Genomic DNA, 18,197 nt, shown 5'->3' with positions numbered 1-18,197 from the left:
TTCGATGTGCAAAATTACTAATTATTTTCCGTGTTCTAAAGAGTTTTTAAAGATATCCACTTTAGAGTTCTGGATATAAATCATAGCAAGGATGATTAACAGGTAAAAACCAATCATCATTCTATTCACCAATGACGGAAAAACCAAAAATCTTAAAAAGACAGAACCATAAATTATTGTAAAAAATAAATACTGTGCCTGGTTCTTTTTATTGCTTAAAGAGAGGTTATTGGCTAACAAAATCACTAAAAACAGTAATAAAATTGGAAAATAGGAAGTATTGAATTCAAACAAAACTTTACTTTTAATATAGTGCAAATAAGCAGAAAAATCAAATGCATCAGGTCGTGATACAGGATAAATCTGAACTTGTGTAAATTGGTTCATAAACAGTGTAGACCATGCAACCTGATTAAAATACTGGACTAAAAAGAAGGACAAAAATATGTATCCATAAGATAAAATTAATAAAGGTGTCTTAATATGAAGCTGAGTCTTGTATAAAAAGATAAGAGCATATAACAAAGAATAAAAAATAAAATACTCAGGTCTCGCCAAAACACATAGCATTGCAAAAATCGTAGCTAAGAAAAAACTTTTCCTAATTGTAAATGCATAAAAACTTAAAAGGAGCAACAAACACGATAAAGAATCTGCAGATGCGTGCCTGCTTGCTTCTAAAAGCGGCTTGAATAATGAAAACAAAAGTGTAATTATAACAGCAAGTGTATTATTTTTTAAAATTCTCATGAGAAAACATAAAACCAGCATGAGAATCGCTGCATATGAAATAATTGAAATCAGAAATGTGGAAGTAGAAGCCTTAAAGCCAAGCTTAAAAAAGCTCCAGTTGATAAAATTATAAAAAGGTTTTACTACGAATAATTGCAGTTCCTCTTCATAAGCTTTGGGATGTTCTGCCAGAGTTTTATAATAGGTACTTTCTCCTTTTGCGACTTCTTCAATATTAGGATTTACAGGAGCCTCTCCGGAAAAATCAGGATTTTTAGCTCTGAGCTCTCTATACACTTTTTGATGAATCTCTTCAATCTTCATATTGGGAAACTCTGTTTTATAAATCAGTCCCATATAAGCCTCCATATCAACATTATAATATTGATGGGTATACAGAAAGTAAGACATAAAGCCTACATAAATTGAAAAAATAAAAGCTATAATCTTTTCCTGTCTTTTCATATACACTTATAAAAAGGCAAATGTAAAAAAACTATTCTTGTGATAATGTCTTCTATAGAAGGTTTTGCAATAAATAACTTTTAATTATTCTGAAATTATAATTCGAATAAGGCAGGTCTTTGGGTTACTTCATGATAGCAAACACTATTTTCGTCAAAATAATGATAGACAAGACTTTTACGGGTTCTGTTCTTATCTAAATGAGGTTCACCGCCATGTAAAATATTTGCATGCCATACCAAAAGATCTCCCTTTTTTGCTCTAAAGATTTCTTTCTTTAAACCCAGCTCCTGCACCTTCTTTTCCAAAAATTCTTCATAAGCTTTATAGCTCTGTTTTCCGATCTTGAAGGCATTTCCTTCATTATCATAATCTGAATTTAAAAAGTAAGGGAGTTGATGACTTCCTGGAATATAGTGAAGGGCTCCATTATTTTCATCTACATCTTCTAAAGCAATCCATACACCTAAGAGTCCCCCTAAAGGATATGTTGTCATATGAATACTATCTGAATGCGTTTTTTGCTGGCTTCCGTTAATAAAATTAATGCTTTGAAAGAGTTTAGGCTGCCCATCAAGCAATACTGAGAGAAAGTCCAGAAAATTCTTATTATTCCCTATCTGCCGGATAATCTCCGAATGATGAATAGCAAACATTAGCTTTCCCCCATACCGGAATTTGAGGGTACCATCGTTCATTAATTTATCGATTTCATTGTTGATCTGATCTACTGTTTCAGAAGAAAGGTAATTCCTTAGAATAAGATATCCATTATCATTGTAATCAGATACACTTTTCTTATTTTCTTCTGATAAATTTTTAAAGAACTCAGTATTCTTTAATTTTTCATCATAAACCTCTCTCTTGGTTGGTGGAAGGTGAGAAAAATCTTTACTTGAAATACTTGAAAAATAGCTTTTATTGACACCGTATTTCTTGTACAACGGAATATTATGTTTTAATTTATTCTTATTGAAAAAATTATAGATAACGTAGGGTAACTTGTAATTTCGAATCTGTTTAAACATAGGTGAGATATGTTGTTAAAATAACCTTATAAAGGTACAAATAATATCTAGAACCAGTCTAAATAATACCTGATCTTCTCCTTACTTTAGTGCAGATAACCTTCCTTTGATTAATAATTGTATTAAATTTTTAGCAAGTGTTTTTACAGAACTCTCTAAAATGCCATAAGGTCTGAATTCCGGGCGAAATCCTCTAAAAAACTCTTCTATATTAGGAAGCTCTCCACCTTCAAAATCAAATAATTTAGTCTCTATATGGTCCTTAATCGCTTTATCGATGAGAACTGATGCACCTGAAATTCTCACATGCTCTTTGTCATTAAATGTTCCCAATAATACCATGGTACTTGCATCTTCATAAACAGCTATCATATTAATAATACGATCACGATAATAAAAAGCAGAAAACTGTACATGGCCAAGTTTATAAAATGATTCAAAGATCCTTAAAAACCCTCCTAAATCTTCTTCTTTATTAAGCCCCAACATATTAGCCTCTATAAAGCTTTTAGCTTCATTAAAGCTTAGTATTTTAATTTCAGAAACATTCTGGGTATCAAGATCCAGTCTCAATTTTCTTTTTCTTTTAGGAGAATATCTTGCATATACCTTCTCATAAGAATCAGGCAGAATAAGGAAGTTTTTTTTCAATCCAAGCTTAGAATGAAACTGATTGCAGTCATTGAAATTATAAACCCGTATCAGATAATGTTTAGTCAAAAATTCTAAAAAAGCTTGATTAACAGATGCATCATCTTTTTTTGAAAATATACCTAACTGTTGACATAGCATAGGATTATGTACAATCTTTATCCCATATTTTTTCACATAAGGAATCGGCATTACTGCCTCATAATCATTATAGATCAATATTTCCCATTGTTTTTTAGAAGTGACGTCTAAAAAAGTTTTGGAAGCTGAATATTTCCTCTGTTCGGAATGATCCAAACACTGCGTATATTTATTAAAATCGATTTCGTTATAGCGTACTCTCTTAATCATATTAATCCTTCGTCTGAGAAGCTAAAATAAGTATTTTGGGTGATGATCAAATGGTCGAGAAGCTGAATATTTAAGAACAAACCGCCTTCTTTTACTTTTTGAGTAATTTTCAAGTCTTCATGACTAGGTTTTAAACTTCCGGAAGGATGATTATGGGCTATAATAATTCCCGTAGAAAAATTATCCAGTGCTATTTTAAATAAAACTCTGACATCAACTATAGACTGGCTTATGCCTCCCTGAGTTAGCTGGGAAATCTGCACAACTTTATTACTTTGATTAAGAAATACCGCCCAAAACTCCTCGGTCCTTAAATCAGATAAATGATTTTTAAAAATTACATAAGCATCATTACTGTTTGATATCACCGGTTTATCAGAAATTTCCTGTCGACTCCGTCTTCGCCCTATTTCTAAAGATGTAGCAATAGAAAGGGCTTTTACCTCCCCTATTCCCTTAAATTTCATCAGTTCTTTAATGGATAATAAACTTAACTCATGCCAGTTATTATTTACGGATGATAAAATCTTTCTCGCCAGTTCAAGGGCTGTCTCATCTCTACTTCCGCTTCCCATTACAATTGCTAAAAGTTCAGAATCCGAGAGCGAATCCTTACCTTTCTGTAAAAATTTCTCTCTGGGTCTGTCATCTTCTGCAAGAAATTTGATGGACATAATTAAAGTTTAAATTAAAAGTACAAAATACGAAATTTTAATAGAAGGCATACAAAATAACAGCCTGTTTTGATGAATCAATATAGCGAGCCGTTTGTTGCAGAGCATTGAATGAAAGCATTGGACAACCTAAGCTTAAGCATGCTGGAGTTTGTGATTCTTTATCTGGAACACACCCATAAGAATGAAGAACGATAGCTCTGTTCATTGCATTATTATTGGTAATATCAAGACCATTTAATCGGTATGCTTTTCCAAACTTTCCTACATAGCTTTCCTTGATCTCATATTTACCTAAAGAAGATTGATGAGATCCTTCACTATTACTAAAAGTAAGAGCGTCAGAATTTTTATTCACTGAACCCGAACCATGAGAAACGATTGCCCGTAAAATTATTTTATCCTTTTTAAGGTCATAAATAAAATAACGGTATTGTCCAGAATGGACTTTAAAATTAATGAAAACAGCAAGATCCTGATTATAATTCTTCCCTTTTAAAAAAGTTTTCAGCTCATTAATTCTAAATTCAGGCAAACTAAGAGCAGTCTGTGAACGAAAGCCACAAGATAAAAAAAGCAATAGGAGAAAAACTATACTTTTATGCATGATTAAAAGCAGGTTTACTCTATAATCATTCCATCTTTCATGATCAACTTCCTGTCTGTAATTTCTGCCAGATTTGGATTATGGGTAACGATTACAAAGGTTTGATTATATTTATCTCTTAAATCAAAAAATAAACGGTGCAGATCATCTGCATTTTTTGAATCAAGGTTACCGGTAGGTTCATCAGCGAAAATAGTTTTAGGAGAATTGATCAATGCTCTCGCAACAGCTACCCTCTGAGCCTCTCCGCCAGACAATTGATTAGGTTTATGATGTAGCCTTTGTTCAATTTTTAAGTCTTCAAATAATGCATATGCTTTTTCTAAAGCTTCTTTTTCATTGGCTCCAGCAATTTTAGTAGGCAATAAAACATTTTCCAGTGCCGTAAATTCGGGTAACAATTGATGAAATTGAAATACAAAACCAATATTCTGGTTTCTGAATTTAGAAAGTTGTTTATCATTCATATTGATAAATGATTCTCCTGCCAGTGTAATTTCAGTATTGTAATTCTTCGAATTTGTCGGTGAATCCAACGTTCCTAAAATTTGTAAAAGAGTAGATTTTCCAGCTCCCGATTCCCCGACAATAGAGATGACTTCTCCTGTTTTGATGTGGATATCAACGCCTTTCAATACTTCTAAATTTCCATAAGATTTATGGATATTTCTTGCTATAATCATGCTTCAAAAATAGTGAATATAAATAAAACTCTAATAATGTTATACTTTTTTTTATCACAAGGGATACATTCGTTTCCAAGGTCTAAAAAATAAAAAACCTCTCGTTTAGAGAGGTTTTATGATATCATAATCCGGATCTGTTACAGTAACAAAGTCAAAGGACTTTCCAGATATGTTTTTAAAGTTTGTAAGAATTGAGCTCCTGTAGCACCATCTACCACTCTGTGGTCGCATGCTAATGAAAGTTTCATAATGTTTCCAACAACAATCTCTCCATTCTTAACAATCGGTTTTTCAATGATTGCTCCTACAGAAAGGATTGCAGAGTTCGGTTGGTTGATGATACTAGTAAATGTTTCAATTCCAAACATTCCCAAGTTAGAGATCGAGAATGTAGAACCTTCCATTTCGTTCGCTTTTAAACCTTTAGATTTCGCTCTTGAAGCCATATCTTTTACAGCTGCAGAAATCTGGGTATAGTTCATCTGATCTGTATTCTTAAGAACAGGAACTACCAATCCGTCAGGAATTGCAACTGCTACACCAACATTGATATTCCCTCTGTGAATGATTTTATCTCCAGCCCAACTAGAATTTACCTGCGGGTGTTTTCTTAAAGCAACTGCAGTTGCTTTAATGATCATATCATTGAAAGAAATTTTAGTATCCGGTAAAGAATTGATTTCTTTTCTGGCCTCAATTGCTTTATCCATGTTGATCTCTACCATAAGGTAGTAATGAGGAGCAGAGAACTTACTTTCAGCAAGACGTTTTGCAATAATACTTCTTACCTGAGAGTTTGGAGTTTCTGTATCTTCCCCCTGAACAAAACTTAATGCTACCTGAGCGGCTGGACTTGCAGTCGGAGCAGAAGCAGCAGGTTTTGCCTGAGAAGGCTGATAATTTTCAATATCTTTCTTTACAATTCTTCCGTTTTCTCCTGAACCCTGAACACCATGGATATCCACCCCTTTTTCCTGTGCTATTTTTTTAGCCAGAGGAGAAATAGCAACTCTATCTGTAGATGATGAACTTACCGGCTGAGCAGCAGGTTTATCTTCTGATTGAGTTTCCACTTTTTGTTCAGCTGGTTTCTCAGAAGTCTGAGCAGCTGGTTTTGCAGCACCTACGCCTGAAACATCAGTTCCTGCAGGTCCTATAATTGCTAATACTGAATCAACAGGAGCTGCCCCGTTTTCTTCAACACCCTGCTTTAATAGTACTCCATTAAATTCTGATTCAAAATCCTGAACAGCTTTATCGGTTTCGATCTCAGCAAGAAGATCTCCTTCTTTTACTGTATCTCCAACGTTTTTGTGCCATTTTGCTACCTTTCCTTCTGTCATGGTATCAGAAAGCCTAGGCATTGTAATAACTTCTACACCAGCAGGAACTTCAGCAGATGCTTGTTCTACGCTGGTTTCTTTATTTTCGGTTTTAGCCTCTTCTTCAGATTTTTTCTCTTCAGAACCTCCAGCTGCGGGAGCAGCTCCTCCTTTCAATGAAGATATATCTTCACCTTCATTACCAATGATTGCAAGAACAGAATCTACAGCTGCAGCACCGCCTTCTTCTACACCAATGTATAAAAGGGTTCCTTCAATTTCAGACTCAAAATCCTGAACAGCTTTATCTGTTTCAATTTCAGCTAAAATATCTCCTTCTTTTACTTTATCTCCGACGTTTTTATGCCATTTCGCCACTTTCCCTTCCGTCATCGTGTCGGAAAGACGAGGCATTGTAATTACTTCTGCCATAATTTTTTAATATGATAATGAATTAATTTGATAATTTGATTGGGAACATGATAATTAACTAATTAGTACATTATCACATATCTCATATTATTTTTTAGTTTTCTAATTTATCTACAAATGGGTAATTTTCCTGTGCATACACATATTCATAGATTTTTTCCTCAGTTGGATAAGGAGAATTTTCCATAAACTCTACACATTCGTCAACAAAATCTCTAGATTTATTTTCAATAGTTTCCAATTCTGCCTCAGTAGCCCAGTTATTTGCTAAAATTCTCTCTTTTATCAATTCAATTGGATCATCCTTTTTGTGGATAGCTACTTCTTCTTTAGATCTGTAAGGCTCAGCATCAGACATAGAGTGACCTCTGTAACGGTAAGTTCTTGCTTCGATAAAAGTTGGACCATCCCCTCTTCTTGCTCTTTCTACAGCTTCATAAGCTGCTTCAGCTACTTTTTCAGGATCCATCGCATCTACAGCAAGGCAAGGCATTTCATATCCTAATCCTAATTTATAGATGTCTTCGTGGTTAGCAGTTCTTTTTACAGAAGTTCCCATTGCATATTGGTTATTTTCAACAACAAATACTACAGGGAGCTTCCAGTTCATAGCCATATTAAATGTTTCATGCAATGAACCTTGTCTAGCTGCTCCATCTCCGAAGAAACAGATATTTACTGCTTTTCTGTCAAAGTATTTATCTGCGAAAGCAATACCTGCTCCCAAAGGAATTTGTCCTCCTACAATACCATGTCCTCCGTAAAAACGGTGTTCTTTACTAAAAATATGCATAGAACCACCCATACCTCCTGACGTCCCGGTAGCTTTTCCACAAAGTTCCGCCATGATTCTTTTTGGGTCTACTCCCATTGCCATTGGATGAATATGACATCTGTAAGCCGTAATCATACTGTCTTTGGTTAAATCCATTGCATGTGTAAAACCTGCAGGAATAGCTTCCTGACCATTGTACAAATGTAAAAAACCTCTGATTTTTTGTTTTAGATAAAGAGAACGGCATTTGTCTTCAAACCTTCTCCACATTGTCATATCTTCATACCATTTAAGGTATACCTCTTTAGAAAATTCTTTCATGTGCTAGCTCTTGCTTATTTATTATGAAATAGTTGAGCAAAATTATAAAAAAAACTTTGTTTTTATTGTATACCGACCAATTGTTTTTTTACTTATAATGTTATATTTGAGTTTTTAATTTAAACATGGAAGAAAAACAAACATCACCTATACACAAAATTTCAAGAATTATCTCTGAATTTTTCAGTCCTCTGGTGTCTTTATTTTTATTCTTCATTTATAAAAGCACTCAAGAATATTCCCTTAAAGAATCAATTACATACTTTCTTCCGATTTTACTGATCATTATAGTTCCCGTAATTGCCTGGCTGATCTGGAATGTAAAAACTGGGCGGTATACTAATATGGATGTTTCAAACAGAGTCCAGAGAAAGACCTTTTATATTTTTGCTGCGATCACGGTAATTGTTTATCTTCTTTTCCATTACATTAAAAATGGGTCTATAGATTTCTTAATGTTGTTTATATTGATCCTACTTTTTGCCTTACAGATAAGTAACTTTTTCATTAAAAGTTCGATGCATACTTCTTTCAATGTATTCGTTGCAGCTTTATTTTATTCATCAAACTGGAAAATGGGGCTTGTATGGTTGGGTATAGCAACTATTGTAGGAATAACAAGAGTAATCCTTAAGAGGCATACAGTAAAAGAAGTATTTATGGGTGCAGGAATAGCATTTTTAATTTCTTTTCTCTATCTTTATTGCAATATACACTTTCACCCTTAGAATATCTTATGAAAATAAATCATCTTACTACTGCCGAAGAAAATTTAATGAAGCTATTTTGGAAGCTCGATTCATTCTATTTGAAAGATGTTATGGAGCAGCATCCGGAACCTAAGCCCCATCAAAATACAGTATCAACTTATTTGAAGATCCTGGTTGAAAAAGGATATCTTTCTACACAGAAAGAAGGCAGAATTTTTAAATACACAGTAACAATACCTCATGAAAATTATAAGAAGTTTCTTTTAAAAGAACTTTCACATAATTTTTTCCACGATTCAGGAAAAGAGATCTTACAATTTCTATTTAATGAAAAATTAATATCCCAGGAGGATTTAAAAGAGTATTTTGATCTTAAGATTGAAATGAAACCGGTAAAAGCTAAAGCACCAAAACTGGAAATAGCAAACGAGATTCTTAATCCGAAAAAAGAGAAAAAATCTCGGGATAAAAAGAAAAAGAAGAAAAAAGACTAGCCTTGAATAAAAAAATTCTCCCTTTGGAAGAACACATTTAAAGATATAATCAGAATAAAGGATATAAAAAAAGCGGCTTAAAAGCCGCTTATATTTTTTACCAACGATTTCCACCGCCGTTTCCACCACGGTTGTTACCACCGCCGTATCCACCACCGTTTCCACCTCTGTTGTTTCCATAACCACCACCTCTGTTGTTATCGAAACTTCTTCTTGGCTTCTCCTCTCTTGGTTTAGCTTCTGAAACGTTAAGTGTTTTTCCGTTGAATTCTTTCTCGTTAAGAGCTTCAATAGCTTGCTTTCCTTCTTCTTCACCCATTTCAATGAAACCAAAACCTCTTGAACGGCCAGTTTCTTTGTCAGTGATGATTTTTGCAGAAGATACTTCTCCAAATTCTGCGAATAAATCTTGTAATTCGTACTCTTTAGTTGAGTAATTGATGTTTGAAACAAAAATGTTCATTGTTAAATAAAATTATAATAATTAATAAAAATTTGGTATATAAAAGAAAAGCAACATATATTAAATGAACAAATATTGATTCCAAATATAAACGTTCGCAAGATACAATTAAAAATATCAATTCAAAGCTTTTTTATGACTATTTTATAACTTCTTTTTGAATCTATGAAAGTAAATAATTAACAATCAACAGGTTATTCGTTTTCAAAAACAAGCAAAAAACACAATTTTAAAGTTTATTTAACACTATATACTTCATAAAAAGACCTGATATATAGTAGAAATCTTTAAATTAAAATAATTCACCGATCAAAATCACATAAATATCATCATACTATTGAATTATTTCTAAATACTTATAAATACTATATAATTTACCGATGATTTATACTACCCGATTTATGAAAATAGATCCATACGTTATCGATTGAGGGAATAAATAATACACTTTTAATAACTGAATATTATTCATTTGATAAAGCCAGTTTTTAGCGCTAAATTTGTACTGCAAATTATTGAAGCATGAATTACCATACGAGAAAATGGGTTAAGCCCGAAGATTTAAATCCCAATCATTCACTTTTTGGAGGAAGATTATTACAATGGATCGATGAGGAAGCTGCACTGTACGCAATCATCCAATTAGAAAATACTAAAGTAGTCACAAAATTTATTTCCGAAATCAATTTTATAAGTTCTGCAAAACAGGGAGATATTATTGAAATCGGTATTGAGGTATTGGCTTTTGGATCTTCATCAATTACTTTGAGATGTGATGTAAGGAATAAAATGACTCACCAAACGATTATTACTGTCGATAGAATTGTAATGGTTAATCTGGGGGAAGACGGAAATCCGGTTCCTCATGGTAAAACACAAGTTGAATTTGTAAAGGATAGGTTGAACAATCAGCTATGAAGATTTTTATAAAAAATATGGTTTGTGGCCGATGTATTTCTGCTGTTTCCGCTATTTTTAAAAATTTTAATATTGAACTGAAATCAATAGAACTGGGTGAAGTAGAAACCGAATCTGATATTTCTGATAAAGATCTGCATTCCATAGAAAAACATCTTGAAAATACGGGTTTTGAAAGAATTAAAGATTCATCCCATCAACTTATCGAAAAAATCAAAAATTTCATTATTATAAAGATCAGCGAACTTGATATCGATGAAGATTTTCTATTATCGGAGTTTCTTATTTCAAAGTTCCACAAAGATTACAGCGCATTGTCAAAAACGTTTTCACAAAATGAAAACATTACCTTAGAACAGTTTTTTATACTCCAGAAAATTGAAAAGGTCAAAGAACTTCTTTTATACAATGAATTTACCTTAACGGAAATTGCCGGAAAACTAGGCTATAAAAGTGTACAACATTTGTCCTCACAATTTAGAAACATCACAGGATTCACTCCTACTGAATTTAAAAAGCTCAAGGTTCACAACAGAAAACCGCTTGATAGTTTTTAATCACGCTTGAAGGGTTAGAGTGTATTAGAGTTAGAGAGTTAGAGAGTTAGAGAGTTAGAGAGTTAGAAGGTAAAAAATCATCCTGATAGGCATAATCTCGAGCAATAAAAAAAATAATAAAACTTCAATATTTCAAACTCACTCATATACTCTAATACCCTAATACCCTAATGCCCTTATACCTTATACCTTATACCTTATACCTTATACCCTCAAACTCCACCCTATTCCAAATTTTATAACTATTATCCTTAAATTTATAACAGGTATCATTTTCATTTTTGGACTTTTGTATTATAATTTAAGATCATGGAACAACAATATACTATACTTGGAATGAGCTGTTCTGGCTGCCAGAAAAAAATCTCAGAGAAACTTAATACTATAGAAGGTATAAAGGCTGATATCAATCTGGAAAAAAGCATAGCAACTATTACTTCGGATAAAGAAATTGAGCTTAGTACACTTAATAAAGCCTTAGAAGAAATTGGCCATTATCAATTAGAGGACCCTACTCGTCCGGGAAAAACTTTCACAAAACCTCAGGACCGCGTTTCTCCATCATCAGTATATTACTGTCCCATGGAATGCGAAGGAGAAAAAGTATATTTCAAACAGGGGGAAAGATGTCCTGTCTGCAATATGTATCTGGTTCCTATTGAAGAAAAACAAGCTAAAGATCCTAATTATAAGCCAACCTACTCTTCCACCAATTTACCGGAAAACTTTAAAGATAACATCGGAAAATATTACTGTCCAATGTTCTGTGAAAGTGACAAAGTATATGATGAAAAAGGAGATTGCCCGGTTTGCCACATGCATTTGGAAGAAATTACAGAGGAGCTTGTTAAGCACTCATCTTCACAACATGTGCATCAACACTCCCATTCTCATCATCATGAAGCTCCGAAAGTAACAGACGACATGGCGGGAAGATATTATTGCCCAATGTATTGTGAAGGAGATAAAACCTATGACAGTAACGTGGGATGTCCGGTTTGTGGAATGGATCTGGTAAAATACCCCGAAAAAAAGACAGCCAAATACAGCTGCCCTATGCACCCTGAAATTATCCGTGATGAGCCTGGAAGCTGCCCTATATGCGGTATGGATCTGGTAAGAATGCCGGATAGTGAGGGTGAAGAGGAAGATGAGACCTACAATATATTAAGAAAGAAATTCATCATTTCATTGGCATTTACCATTCCCGTATTCATTCTTTCAATGGGTGGTATGCTTATTAATTTCCCTTTTTCACATCAGGTTCAGGGTTTTATTGAGCTTGCACTAACGCTTCCTGTACTTTTCTATTCAGGATGGTTCTTAATGAAAAGAGGCTGGATTTCATTTAAAACCTGGAATCTTAATATGTTCAGCTTAATTGCTTTAGGAGTTTCCGCAGCATTTCTTTTCAGTATTGTATCTCTACTATTTCCAGACATTATTCCACATGAGATTCGTGGGCACAATCATGAGATACCACTTTATTTTGAGGCAGTCTGTGTTATTTTGACGCTAGTTATTCTGGGGCAGCTGATGGAAGCCGCCGCTCATAAGAAAACCGGAAATGCCATCAGGGAACTGATGAACTTGTCTCCTGACGAAGCCAATCTCATTATCAATGGCGAAGAAAAGAGAGTTCTTCTCTCTCAAGTTAAAATTGGGGATTTCTTAAAAGTAAAGCCAGGAGAGAAGATTCCTGTAGATGGGAAAATTACCGAAGGGAGCTCTATTGTTGATGAAAGTATGATCACGGGAGAACCTATTCCAGTTGAAAAGAATATTGATGATAAAGTTTCATCAGGAACCATTAATGGAAATCAGGTTTTCATTATGAAAGCTGAAAAAGTAGGTGATGAAACATTATTGTCACAGATCATAAAAATGGTCAATGAAGCTAGCCGCAGCAAAGCCCCAATTCAGAAATTAACGGATAAAGTTTCTAAAATTTTTGTTCCTACAGTTATTCTTATTGCAGCTTTAACCTTTGTAGCATGGCAGTTTTTTGGTCCGGAAGGCAAAAGAAGTTTATTTGCCTTCGTTAATGCCGTTGCTGTTTTAATTGTAGCCTGTCCTTGTGCATTAGGTTTGGCCACTCCGATGTCATTAATGGTGGGTATTGGAAAAGGAGCTAAAAACGGAATACTGATTAAAAACGCCGAAGCTCTGGAACAGATGAATAAAGTAAATGTTCTGATTACAGATAAAACAGGGACTTTAACGGAAGGAAAACCTTCTGTGGAGCACATCGAGGTTACTGACTATGAAGATCAAAACCACATATTAAAACTTGCATTTTCATTGAATCAAAATTCAGAACACCCTTTATCCAATGCAGTTATTAAAAAAGCTAAAGATGAAAAGATCACATCTGAAAAAGTAGAAAATTTTGAAAATATATCCGGGAAAGGAGTTAAAGGAAGTATTTTTGGAAAAATGGTGTATGTAGGAAATGAAAGCCTGCTCACCTCACATCAAATGTCTATTCCTGTGAATTTAAAACAGAAAGCAATTGAAGTTCAGTCTAAAGCTCATACTATTTCCTATGTTGCTCAGGATCAAAACGTCTTAGGCTTTATAAGTTTTACAGATAAAATTAAAGAAAGCTCTAAAAAAGCCGTGGAATTACTGATGAAAGAAGGCCTGGATATCATCATGATGACGGGTGATAACGAACATACTGCAAAAGCAGTTGCAGAAGAATTAGGAATCAAGCATTATAAAGCCAACTGCTTACCCGAAGACAAGTTAAATGAGGTTAAAAAGCTTCAGAAAGAAGGAAAAATTGTTGCGATGACCGGTGATGGTATTAATGACTCCCCTGCTTTAGCACAATCTAATATTGGAATTGCAATGGGTACGGGAACTGATGTAGCGATTGAAAGTGCAGAGATTACTCTATTGAAAGGAGATATTATCGGCGTAGCCAAAGCAAAACTTCTCAGTGAAAAACTCTTGAGAAACATTAAAGAGAATCTGTTCTTTGCCTTTATTTACAATGTTTTGGGAGTTCCGATTGCGGCAGGGTTATTGTATCCATTCTTTGGAATTCTTTTGTCTCCGATGATAGCGGCAGCTGCAATGAGCATCAGTTCTCTTTCAGTGATTCTAAATTCATTAAGATTGAATTCTGTTAATTTAGATATTAAATAACATATTTTCGCTCATAGATTTTGCCGATTTTCAGACGATTGAAAAGAAAACAAAATCTATGAGGGATAAAAAAGAAAAAGCATGGAAAAGAAAAATCTTTATATTGGTTGTTCAGGCTTTTACAATAATGACTGGAAGGGTGTTTTTTATCCGGAAAATACTCCAGGCAAAGATTTCCTTATATTTTATGCTAAACAGTTCAATGCGGTAGAAATCAATTCTACCTTTTACAGAAAACCAACTGCAAAAACGCTTGTAAAATGGTTCGATGATACCCCTGAAGAGTTTAGGTTTTTTATTAAGATCCCTAAATCAGTCTCTCATGAAAAACGACTGATTGAATGCAAAGAAGAAATTACTCTATTCTGCCAGCATATACATGAAAGCTTAAAATATAAACTCTCAGGCTTTTTATATCAGTTCCCGCCATCCTTTAAAAATACACCTCAGAATCTTAAGTTAATTATAAACAATCTTGATTTTGATTTTTTAAATGTTATCGAATTCAGACATCCATCCTGGTGGGTTCATGAAGTATTTGAAGTTTTACAACATAAAAATATCGTTTTCTCTGGTGTCAGTTTTCCGGGAGATCTCCCTGAAGAAGTTATTTCAAATCACCCCTCTACCCTTTATTACAGACTCCATGGAAATCCGGTTCTTTATAAATCTGAATACACAGAAGAATTCCTCAATGATTTAGCGAAAAAATTACAAAAAACACAAAAGAAAACATTTATATTTTTCAATAATACTTGGGGTATTGCAGCAATCAAAAACGGACTTTATCTGAAAAGAATATTGCATTGAAAACCTATTAAAAATTAACACATTAAAATATCCTTAAAAGGTGAAATTGGCATACATATTGTTAACATCTATTTGTAAATTTTAACAATATTTAACAATTAATTTCCAATAATTCTATGAAAAACCTTTTTGCGGAAAAGTCTCGAAATATGACTTTTCTTGGGATGTTTGCATTGGTGAGTGCAACTTCAACTTTAATCAACAGCTGTAATCAGAAAAATGATCTGAAGGATTCTGAAAAAATAACTTCTAAAGACCATCCCGTCGCAAAAATAGTCCCCGAATTGGAGGAGGATGAAGAGGCAACAGATAAAAGAGTAATTTATCTTACTTTTGATGACGGTCCTAACCGAGGAACCGAAAATCTTTTAAAAATTTTACGAAAAAGAAATATCTGTGCTACTGCCTTTATTGTAGGAAAACATTCTTACGACAGCAACAAGCAAAAAAAAGATCTGGAACTTTTAAAGTCAGATCCACTCATAGAATTAGCCAATCACAGCTTTTCACATGCCCACAACAAATATTTCAATTTTTACAAAAACCCTGAAGCGGTTGTCCATGATTTTGACAGAGCTAAAGACAGCCTTAAACTTCATGATAAAATAGCAAGGACTCCGGGAAGGAATATATGGAGGCTCAACAACATTAATGTTACTGATATTAAAAGTTCAGCGCTGGCAGCGGATAACCTGCAAAAAGCCGGTTATAAAGTAGTTGGTTGGGATCTGGAATGGAAGCCCACAAATAAGATGGTACTTAAAGGGAGTCATCAGGCTATGTTAAAAAAAGTAGACAGTATATTTTTTAATGATCTGGAAAAGACCTCAAGACATCTTGTTTTTCTTACCCATGATCAATATCTTTCAGATACTGATTCTATTAACGAGCTTGATCTCTTTATCGAAAAGTTACAGAAAACCAATCGGTTTGTATTCAGAAAAATTTCTGCTTACCCTATAATCAATGAGGTTCTAAATTAAATTTTCAAATGATTTCCTTATAAAAATTTGAATATAAAGACCAATCCGGTATCAGTTTTAAAATTTTAGAAAATCATTAGCTTTTTGCCTAAAGAATTCAGAAATTTGCAATTATGGATATTAAAGAGAATTACAATATTATAAAGGAACAACTTCCTGACGGTGTTCAACTTGTCGCTGTCTCAAAAACCCACCCTGTTTCGGCAATTCAGGAAGTGTATGATCTGGGGCAGAAAGTTTTCGGTGAAAATAAAGTCCAGGAGCTGATGGAAAAATACCCTCTCCTTCCTAAAGACATTCAGTGGCATCTTATCGGGCACCTCCAAACGAACAAGGTAAAATATATTGCTGAATTTATTGATACCATTCAGAGTGTAGATTCTGAAAAAGTATTGTTGGAGATCAGTAAAGAAGCCGGAAAACATAACCGAAAGATCAAAGTTCTTTTGCAGGTGAAGATTGCTGCAGAAGACAGCAAATTTGGTTTTGAACCTTTGGAAGCTAAGGAAATGTTTCAAAGATCAATGAGTGGTGAGTTTCCCGGGGTAGAAATAACCGGATTAATGGGAATGGCCACTTTTACAGAAGATAAAGAACAGGTAAAAAGAGAATTTTTAACTTTAAAAAAAGTTTTTGATGAATTAAATCAATTAAAAAAACTAGATACATTATCAATGGGAATGAGTGATGATTTCCCGGTTGCCATTGAATGCGGAGCTAATTCTGTAAGAGTTGGATCTGCTATTTTCGGGCGAAGAGATTATTCTAAATAAAGTATTTAGGTACAATTTTTGCTAATAATTCAATCAAAAAATCTAAATTTGCAACTATGCAAAAAATCCTTATAGTAGAAGACGAAAAAGCAATCTCAGGAGTACTTCACAGTATTCTTTCAGATGAACTTACCAATTACGAATTTGTTGTAGCTGAAGATGGTTTGGAAGGCTACAAACATTTAGAAAAAGAAGATTTCGCATTGGTGATTTCAGATATAAAAATGCCGAAACTTTCTGGAACAGAACTTTTAAAACAAGCTCTGATACTAAAACCTGAAACTACTTTTATTATGATCTCAGGACATGCGGATATTGATTCTGCCGTATCTTGTTTAAAGGATGGTGCATATGATTTCATTTCTAAGCCAATTGATATCAACAGGTTGATTACAAGTGTAAAAAATGCTCTGGCAAAGGAAACTCTGAAAAAAGAGAATAAAAATCTTCAGACTGAAAATAAGACACTTAAAAAGAAAGTCAACAAAAAATATCAGATGATCGGAGACTCTCCTGCTTTGCAGAAGATTCAGGATATGATCGAAAAAGTAGCTGTTTCTGATGCAAGAGTTCTTATCACCGGGCCTAATGGTGCCGGTAAGGAATTGGTAGCTCATGCGATCCATAATCAGAGTGAGCGTGCAAAAGGACCTATGATTGAAGTGAATTGTGCTGCAATACCTTCTGAACTTATCGAATCTGAGCTTTTTGGACATGTTAAAGGGTCTTTTACAGGAGCTATCAAGGATAAGCAAGGTAAATTCGAGCAGGCAACAGGTGGTACTATTTTCCTGGATGAGATTGGAGATATGAGCCTTATCGCTCAGGCAAAAGTTTTGAGAGCACTTCAGGAAAGCAAAGTTTCTCCTGTAGGTAGCGATAAAGAAATCAAAGTGGATGTAAGAGTACTTGCCGCGACCAATAAAAATATGCAGAAGGAGATTGAAGAAGGAAAATTCAGAGAAGATCTTTATCACAGACTTTCTGTTATTGAAATTTATGTACCCCCATTGGATGATAGAAAAGAAGATATCAAATTGTTGGTAGAGCACTTTTCAGGAATGATTTCAGATGAACATGGGACAGCTGTGAAAAAATTTGATGATGCTGCTATTGAAGCACTTAAAGCACTTTCATGGACTGGAAATATCAGGGAGTTGAGAAATGTTGTTGAAAGATTAATTATTCTTGGTGGAAACACAGTTTCCAAGGAGGATGTTGCAAATTTTGTAAGAAAATAATTTAATTATAAACTAAATAAATTATAAAAAATTTGCAGTAGTAACACTGCA

Annotated in this window: 18 protein-coding genes; 9 read left to right on the top strand and 9 right to left on the bottom strand. The window is 33.9% G+C overall.

Annotated features, from left to right (window positions below):
* Window positions 1-21 precede the first annotated feature (21 nt).
* From CEY12_RS02400 to pdhA, 8 genes are all read right to left on the bottom strand, one after another.
* Complete coding sequence (locus CEY12_RS02400; protein ID WP_089026172.1) at window positions 22-1,197, bottom strand: hypothetical protein; 1,176 nt, start codon at window positions 1,195-1,197, stop codon at window positions 22-24.
* 95 nt (window positions 1,198-1,292) lie between these two features.
* On the bottom strand, window positions 1,293-2,141 hold the full coding sequence (locus CEY12_RS02395) for a phytanoyl-CoA dioxygenase family protein (protein WP_228409773.1): 849 nt from the start codon (window positions 2,139-2,141) through the stop codon (window positions 1,293-1,295).
* Between the two features lie 165 nt (window positions 2,142-2,306).
* The gene (locus CEY12_RS02390; RefSeq protein WP_089026170.1) at window positions 2,307-3,227 is read right to left on the bottom strand and encodes a hypothetical protein; all 921 of its coding nucleotides are present in this window, start codon (window positions 3,225-3,227) and stop codon (window positions 2,307-2,309) included.
* Window positions 3,224-3,901 carry a RadC family protein gene (gene radC, locus CEY12_RS02385; RefSeq protein WP_089026169.1) on the bottom strand — a complete coding sequence of 226 codons (678 nt, stop codon included), beginning with the start codon at window positions 3,899-3,901 and terminating at the stop codon, window positions 3,224-3,226. Before radC ends, CEY12_RS02390 begins: the two co-directional genes overlap by 4 nt.
* A 37-nt stretch (window positions 3,902-3,938) precedes the next feature.
* Window positions 3,939-4,508 carry a murein L,D-transpeptidase catalytic domain-containing protein gene (locus tag CEY12_RS02380; RefSeq protein WP_089026168.1) on the bottom strand — a complete coding sequence of 190 codons (570 nt, stop codon included), beginning with the start codon at window positions 4,506-4,508 and terminating at the stop codon, window positions 3,939-3,941.
* Between the two features lie 14 nt (window positions 4,509-4,522).
* Window positions 4,523-5,191 carry an ABC transporter ATP-binding protein gene (locus CEY12_RS02375; RefSeq protein WP_089026167.1) on the bottom strand — a complete coding sequence of 223 codons (669 nt, stop codon included), beginning with the start codon at window positions 5,189-5,191 and terminating at the stop codon, window positions 4,523-4,525.
* A 140-nt stretch (window positions 5,192-5,331) separates the two neighbouring features.
* On the bottom strand, window positions 5,332-6,948 hold the full coding sequence (locus CEY12_RS02370) for a pyruvate dehydrogenase complex dihydrolipoamide acetyltransferase (RefSeq protein ID WP_089026166.1): 1,617 nt from the start codon (window positions 6,946-6,948) through the stop codon (window positions 5,332-5,334).
* Between the two features lie 94 nt (window positions 6,949-7,042).
* Window positions 7,043-8,044 carry a pyruvate dehydrogenase (acetyl-transferring) E1 component subunit alpha gene (pdhA, locus tag CEY12_RS02365; RefSeq protein WP_089026165.1) on the bottom strand — a complete coding sequence of 334 codons (1,002 nt, stop codon included), beginning with the start codon at window positions 8,042-8,044 and terminating at the stop codon, window positions 7,043-7,045.
* Between the two features lie 125 nt (window positions 8,045-8,169).
* Here pdhA and CEY12_RS02360 point away from each other — a divergent pair, with 125 nt between their 5' ends.
* Together CEY12_RS02360 and CEY12_RS02355 are read left to right on the top strand one after the other, a co-directional pair.
* A complete protein-coding gene (locus tag CEY12_RS02360) occupies window positions 8,170-8,772 on the top strand; it encodes a phosphatase PAP2 family protein (protein WP_089026164.1) in 603 nt (200 codons plus the stop codon).
* Window positions 8,773-8,780: 8 nt separating this feature from the next.
* The gene (locus CEY12_RS02355) at window positions 8,781-9,248 is read left to right on the top strand and encodes a BlaI/MecI/CopY family transcriptional regulator (protein WP_089026163.1); all 468 of its coding nucleotides are present in this window, start codon (window positions 8,781-8,783) and stop codon (window positions 9,246-9,248) included.
* Window positions 9,249-9,345: 97 nt separating this feature from the next.
* Here the strand turns inward: CEY12_RS02355 and CEY12_RS02350 are convergent, their stop codons facing one another.
* Complete coding sequence (locus CEY12_RS02350) at window positions 9,346-9,711, bottom strand: RNA recognition motif domain-containing protein (protein WP_089026162.1); 366 nt, start codon at window positions 9,709-9,711, stop codon at window positions 9,346-9,348.
* Between the two features lie 522 nt (window positions 9,712-10,233).
* On the opposite strand from CEY12_RS02350, the gene CEY12_RS02345 reads away from it, so the two are divergent.
* From CEY12_RS02345 to CEY12_RS02315, 7 genes are all read left to right on the top strand, one after another.
* Window positions 10,234-10,629 (top strand): acyl-CoA thioesterase, encoded by a 396-nt coding sequence (locus CEY12_RS02345; RefSeq protein ID WP_089026161.1) that lies wholly within the window; start codon window positions 10,234-10,236, stop codon window positions 10,627-10,629.
* Window positions 10,626-11,186: a helix-turn-helix domain-containing protein gene (locus CEY12_RS02340; protein ID WP_089026160.1), complete on the top strand. Its 561-nt coding sequence runs from the start codon at window positions 10,626-10,628 to the stop codon at window positions 11,184-11,186. The genes CEY12_RS02345 and CEY12_RS02340 overlap by 4 nt, the downstream gene beginning before the upstream one ends.
* Window positions 11,187-11,495: 309 nt before the next feature.
* Complete coding sequence (locus CEY12_RS02335) at window positions 11,496-14,339, top strand: heavy metal translocating P-type ATPase (RefSeq protein ID WP_089026159.1); 2,844 nt, start codon at window positions 11,496-11,498, stop codon at window positions 14,337-14,339.
* A gap of 81 nt (window positions 14,340-14,420) precedes the next feature.
* Entirely contained in the window at window positions 14,421-15,149 is a 729-nt protein-coding gene (locus tag CEY12_RS02330) for a DUF72 domain-containing protein (protein ID WP_089026158.1), read from the top strand.
* Between the two features lie 116 nt (window positions 15,150-15,265).
* A complete protein-coding gene (locus CEY12_RS02325) occupies window positions 15,266-16,132 on the top strand; it encodes a polysaccharide deacetylase family protein (protein WP_089026157.1) in 867 nt (288 codons plus the stop codon).
* A gap of 113 nt (window positions 16,133-16,245) precedes the next feature.
* On the top strand, window positions 16,246-16,905 hold the full coding sequence (locus CEY12_RS02320; RefSeq protein WP_089026156.1) for a YggS family pyridoxal phosphate-dependent enzyme: 660 nt from the start codon (window positions 16,246-16,248) through the stop codon (window positions 16,903-16,905).
* 56 nt (window positions 16,906-16,961) lie between these two features.
* A complete protein-coding gene (locus CEY12_RS02315; RefSeq protein WP_089026155.1) occupies window positions 16,962-18,146 on the top strand; it encodes a sigma-54-dependent transcriptional regulator in 1,185 nt (394 codons plus the stop codon).
* Window positions 18,147-18,197 lie beyond the last annotated feature (51 nt).

This window comes from Chryseobacterium sp. T16E-39 (assembly GCF_002216065.1).
In the GTDB taxonomy this organism is placed as follows: Bacteria; Bacteroidota; Bacteroidia; order Flavobacteriales; family Weeksellaceae; genus Chryseobacterium.
Note: the sequence above shows the minus strand (reverse complement) of the source record. Positions and strands in the feature narration are given on the sequence as shown.

What these genes read in the sequence shown, in the direction of transcription:
- CEY12_RS02400 (WP_089026172.1), bottom strand. Translation starts at nt 1,197, where the DNA reads ATGAAAAGACAGGAAAAGATTATAGCTTTTATTTTTTCAATTTATGTA.
- CEY12_RS02390 (WP_089026170.1), bottom strand. Translation starts at nt 3,227, where the DNA reads ATGATTAAGAGAGTACGCTATAACGAAATCGATTTTAATAAATATACG.
- radC (WP_089026169.1), bottom strand. Translation starts at nt 3,901, where the DNA reads ATGTCCATCAAATTTCTTGCAGAAGATGACAGACCCAGAGAGAAATTT.
- CEY12_RS02380 (WP_089026168.1), bottom strand. Translation starts at nt 4,508, where the DNA reads ATGCATAAAAGTATAGTTTTTCTCCTATTGCTTTTTTTATCTTGTGGC.
- CEY12_RS02375 (WP_089026167.1), bottom strand. Translation starts at nt 5,191, where the DNA reads ATGATTATAGCAAGAAATATCCATAAATCTTATGGAAATTTAGAAGTA.
- CEY12_RS02370 (WP_089026166.1), bottom strand. Translation starts at nt 6,948, where the DNA reads ATGGCAGAAGTAATTACAATGCCTCGTCTTTCCGACACGATGACGGAA.
- pdhA (WP_089026165.1), bottom strand. Translation starts at nt 8,044, where the DNA reads ATGAAAGAATTTTCTAAAGAGGTATACCTTAAATGGTATGAAGATATG.
- CEY12_RS02360 (WP_089026164.1), top strand. Translation starts at nt 8,170, where the DNA reads ATGGAAGAAAAACAAACATCACCTATACACAAAATTTCAAGAATTATC.
- CEY12_RS02355 (WP_089026163.1), top strand. Translation starts at nt 8,781, where the DNA reads ATGAAAATAAATCATCTTACTACTGCCGAAGAAAATTTAATGAAGCTA.
- CEY12_RS02350 (WP_089026162.1), bottom strand. Translation starts at nt 9,711, where the DNA reads ATGAACATTTTTGTTTCAAACATCAATTACTCAACTAAAGAGTACGAA.
- CEY12_RS02345 (WP_089026161.1), top strand. Translation starts at nt 10,234, where the DNA reads ATGAATTACCATACGAGAAAATGGGTTAAGCCCGAAGATTTAAATCCC.
- CEY12_RS02340 (WP_089026160.1), top strand. Translation starts at nt 10,626, where the DNA reads ATGAAGATTTTTATAAAAAATATGGTTTGTGGCCGATGTATTTCTGCT.
- CEY12_RS02335 (WP_089026159.1), top strand. Translation starts at nt 11,496, where the DNA reads ATGGAACAACAATATACTATACTTGGAATGAGCTGTTCTGGCTGCCAG.
- CEY12_RS02330 (WP_089026158.1), top strand. Translation starts at nt 14,421, where the DNA reads ATGGAAAAGAAAAATCTTTATATTGGTTGTTCAGGCTTTTACAATAAT.
- CEY12_RS02325 (WP_089026157.1), top strand. Translation starts at nt 15,266, where the DNA reads ATGAAAAACCTTTTTGCGGAAAAGTCTCGAAATATGACTTTTCTTGGG.
- CEY12_RS02320 (WP_089026156.1), top strand. Translation starts at nt 16,246, where the DNA reads ATGGATATTAAAGAGAATTACAATATTATAAAGGAACAACTTCCTGAC.
- CEY12_RS02315 (WP_089026155.1), top strand. Translation starts at nt 16,962, where the DNA reads ATGCAAAAAATCCTTATAGTAGAAGACGAAAAAGCAATCTCAGGAGTA.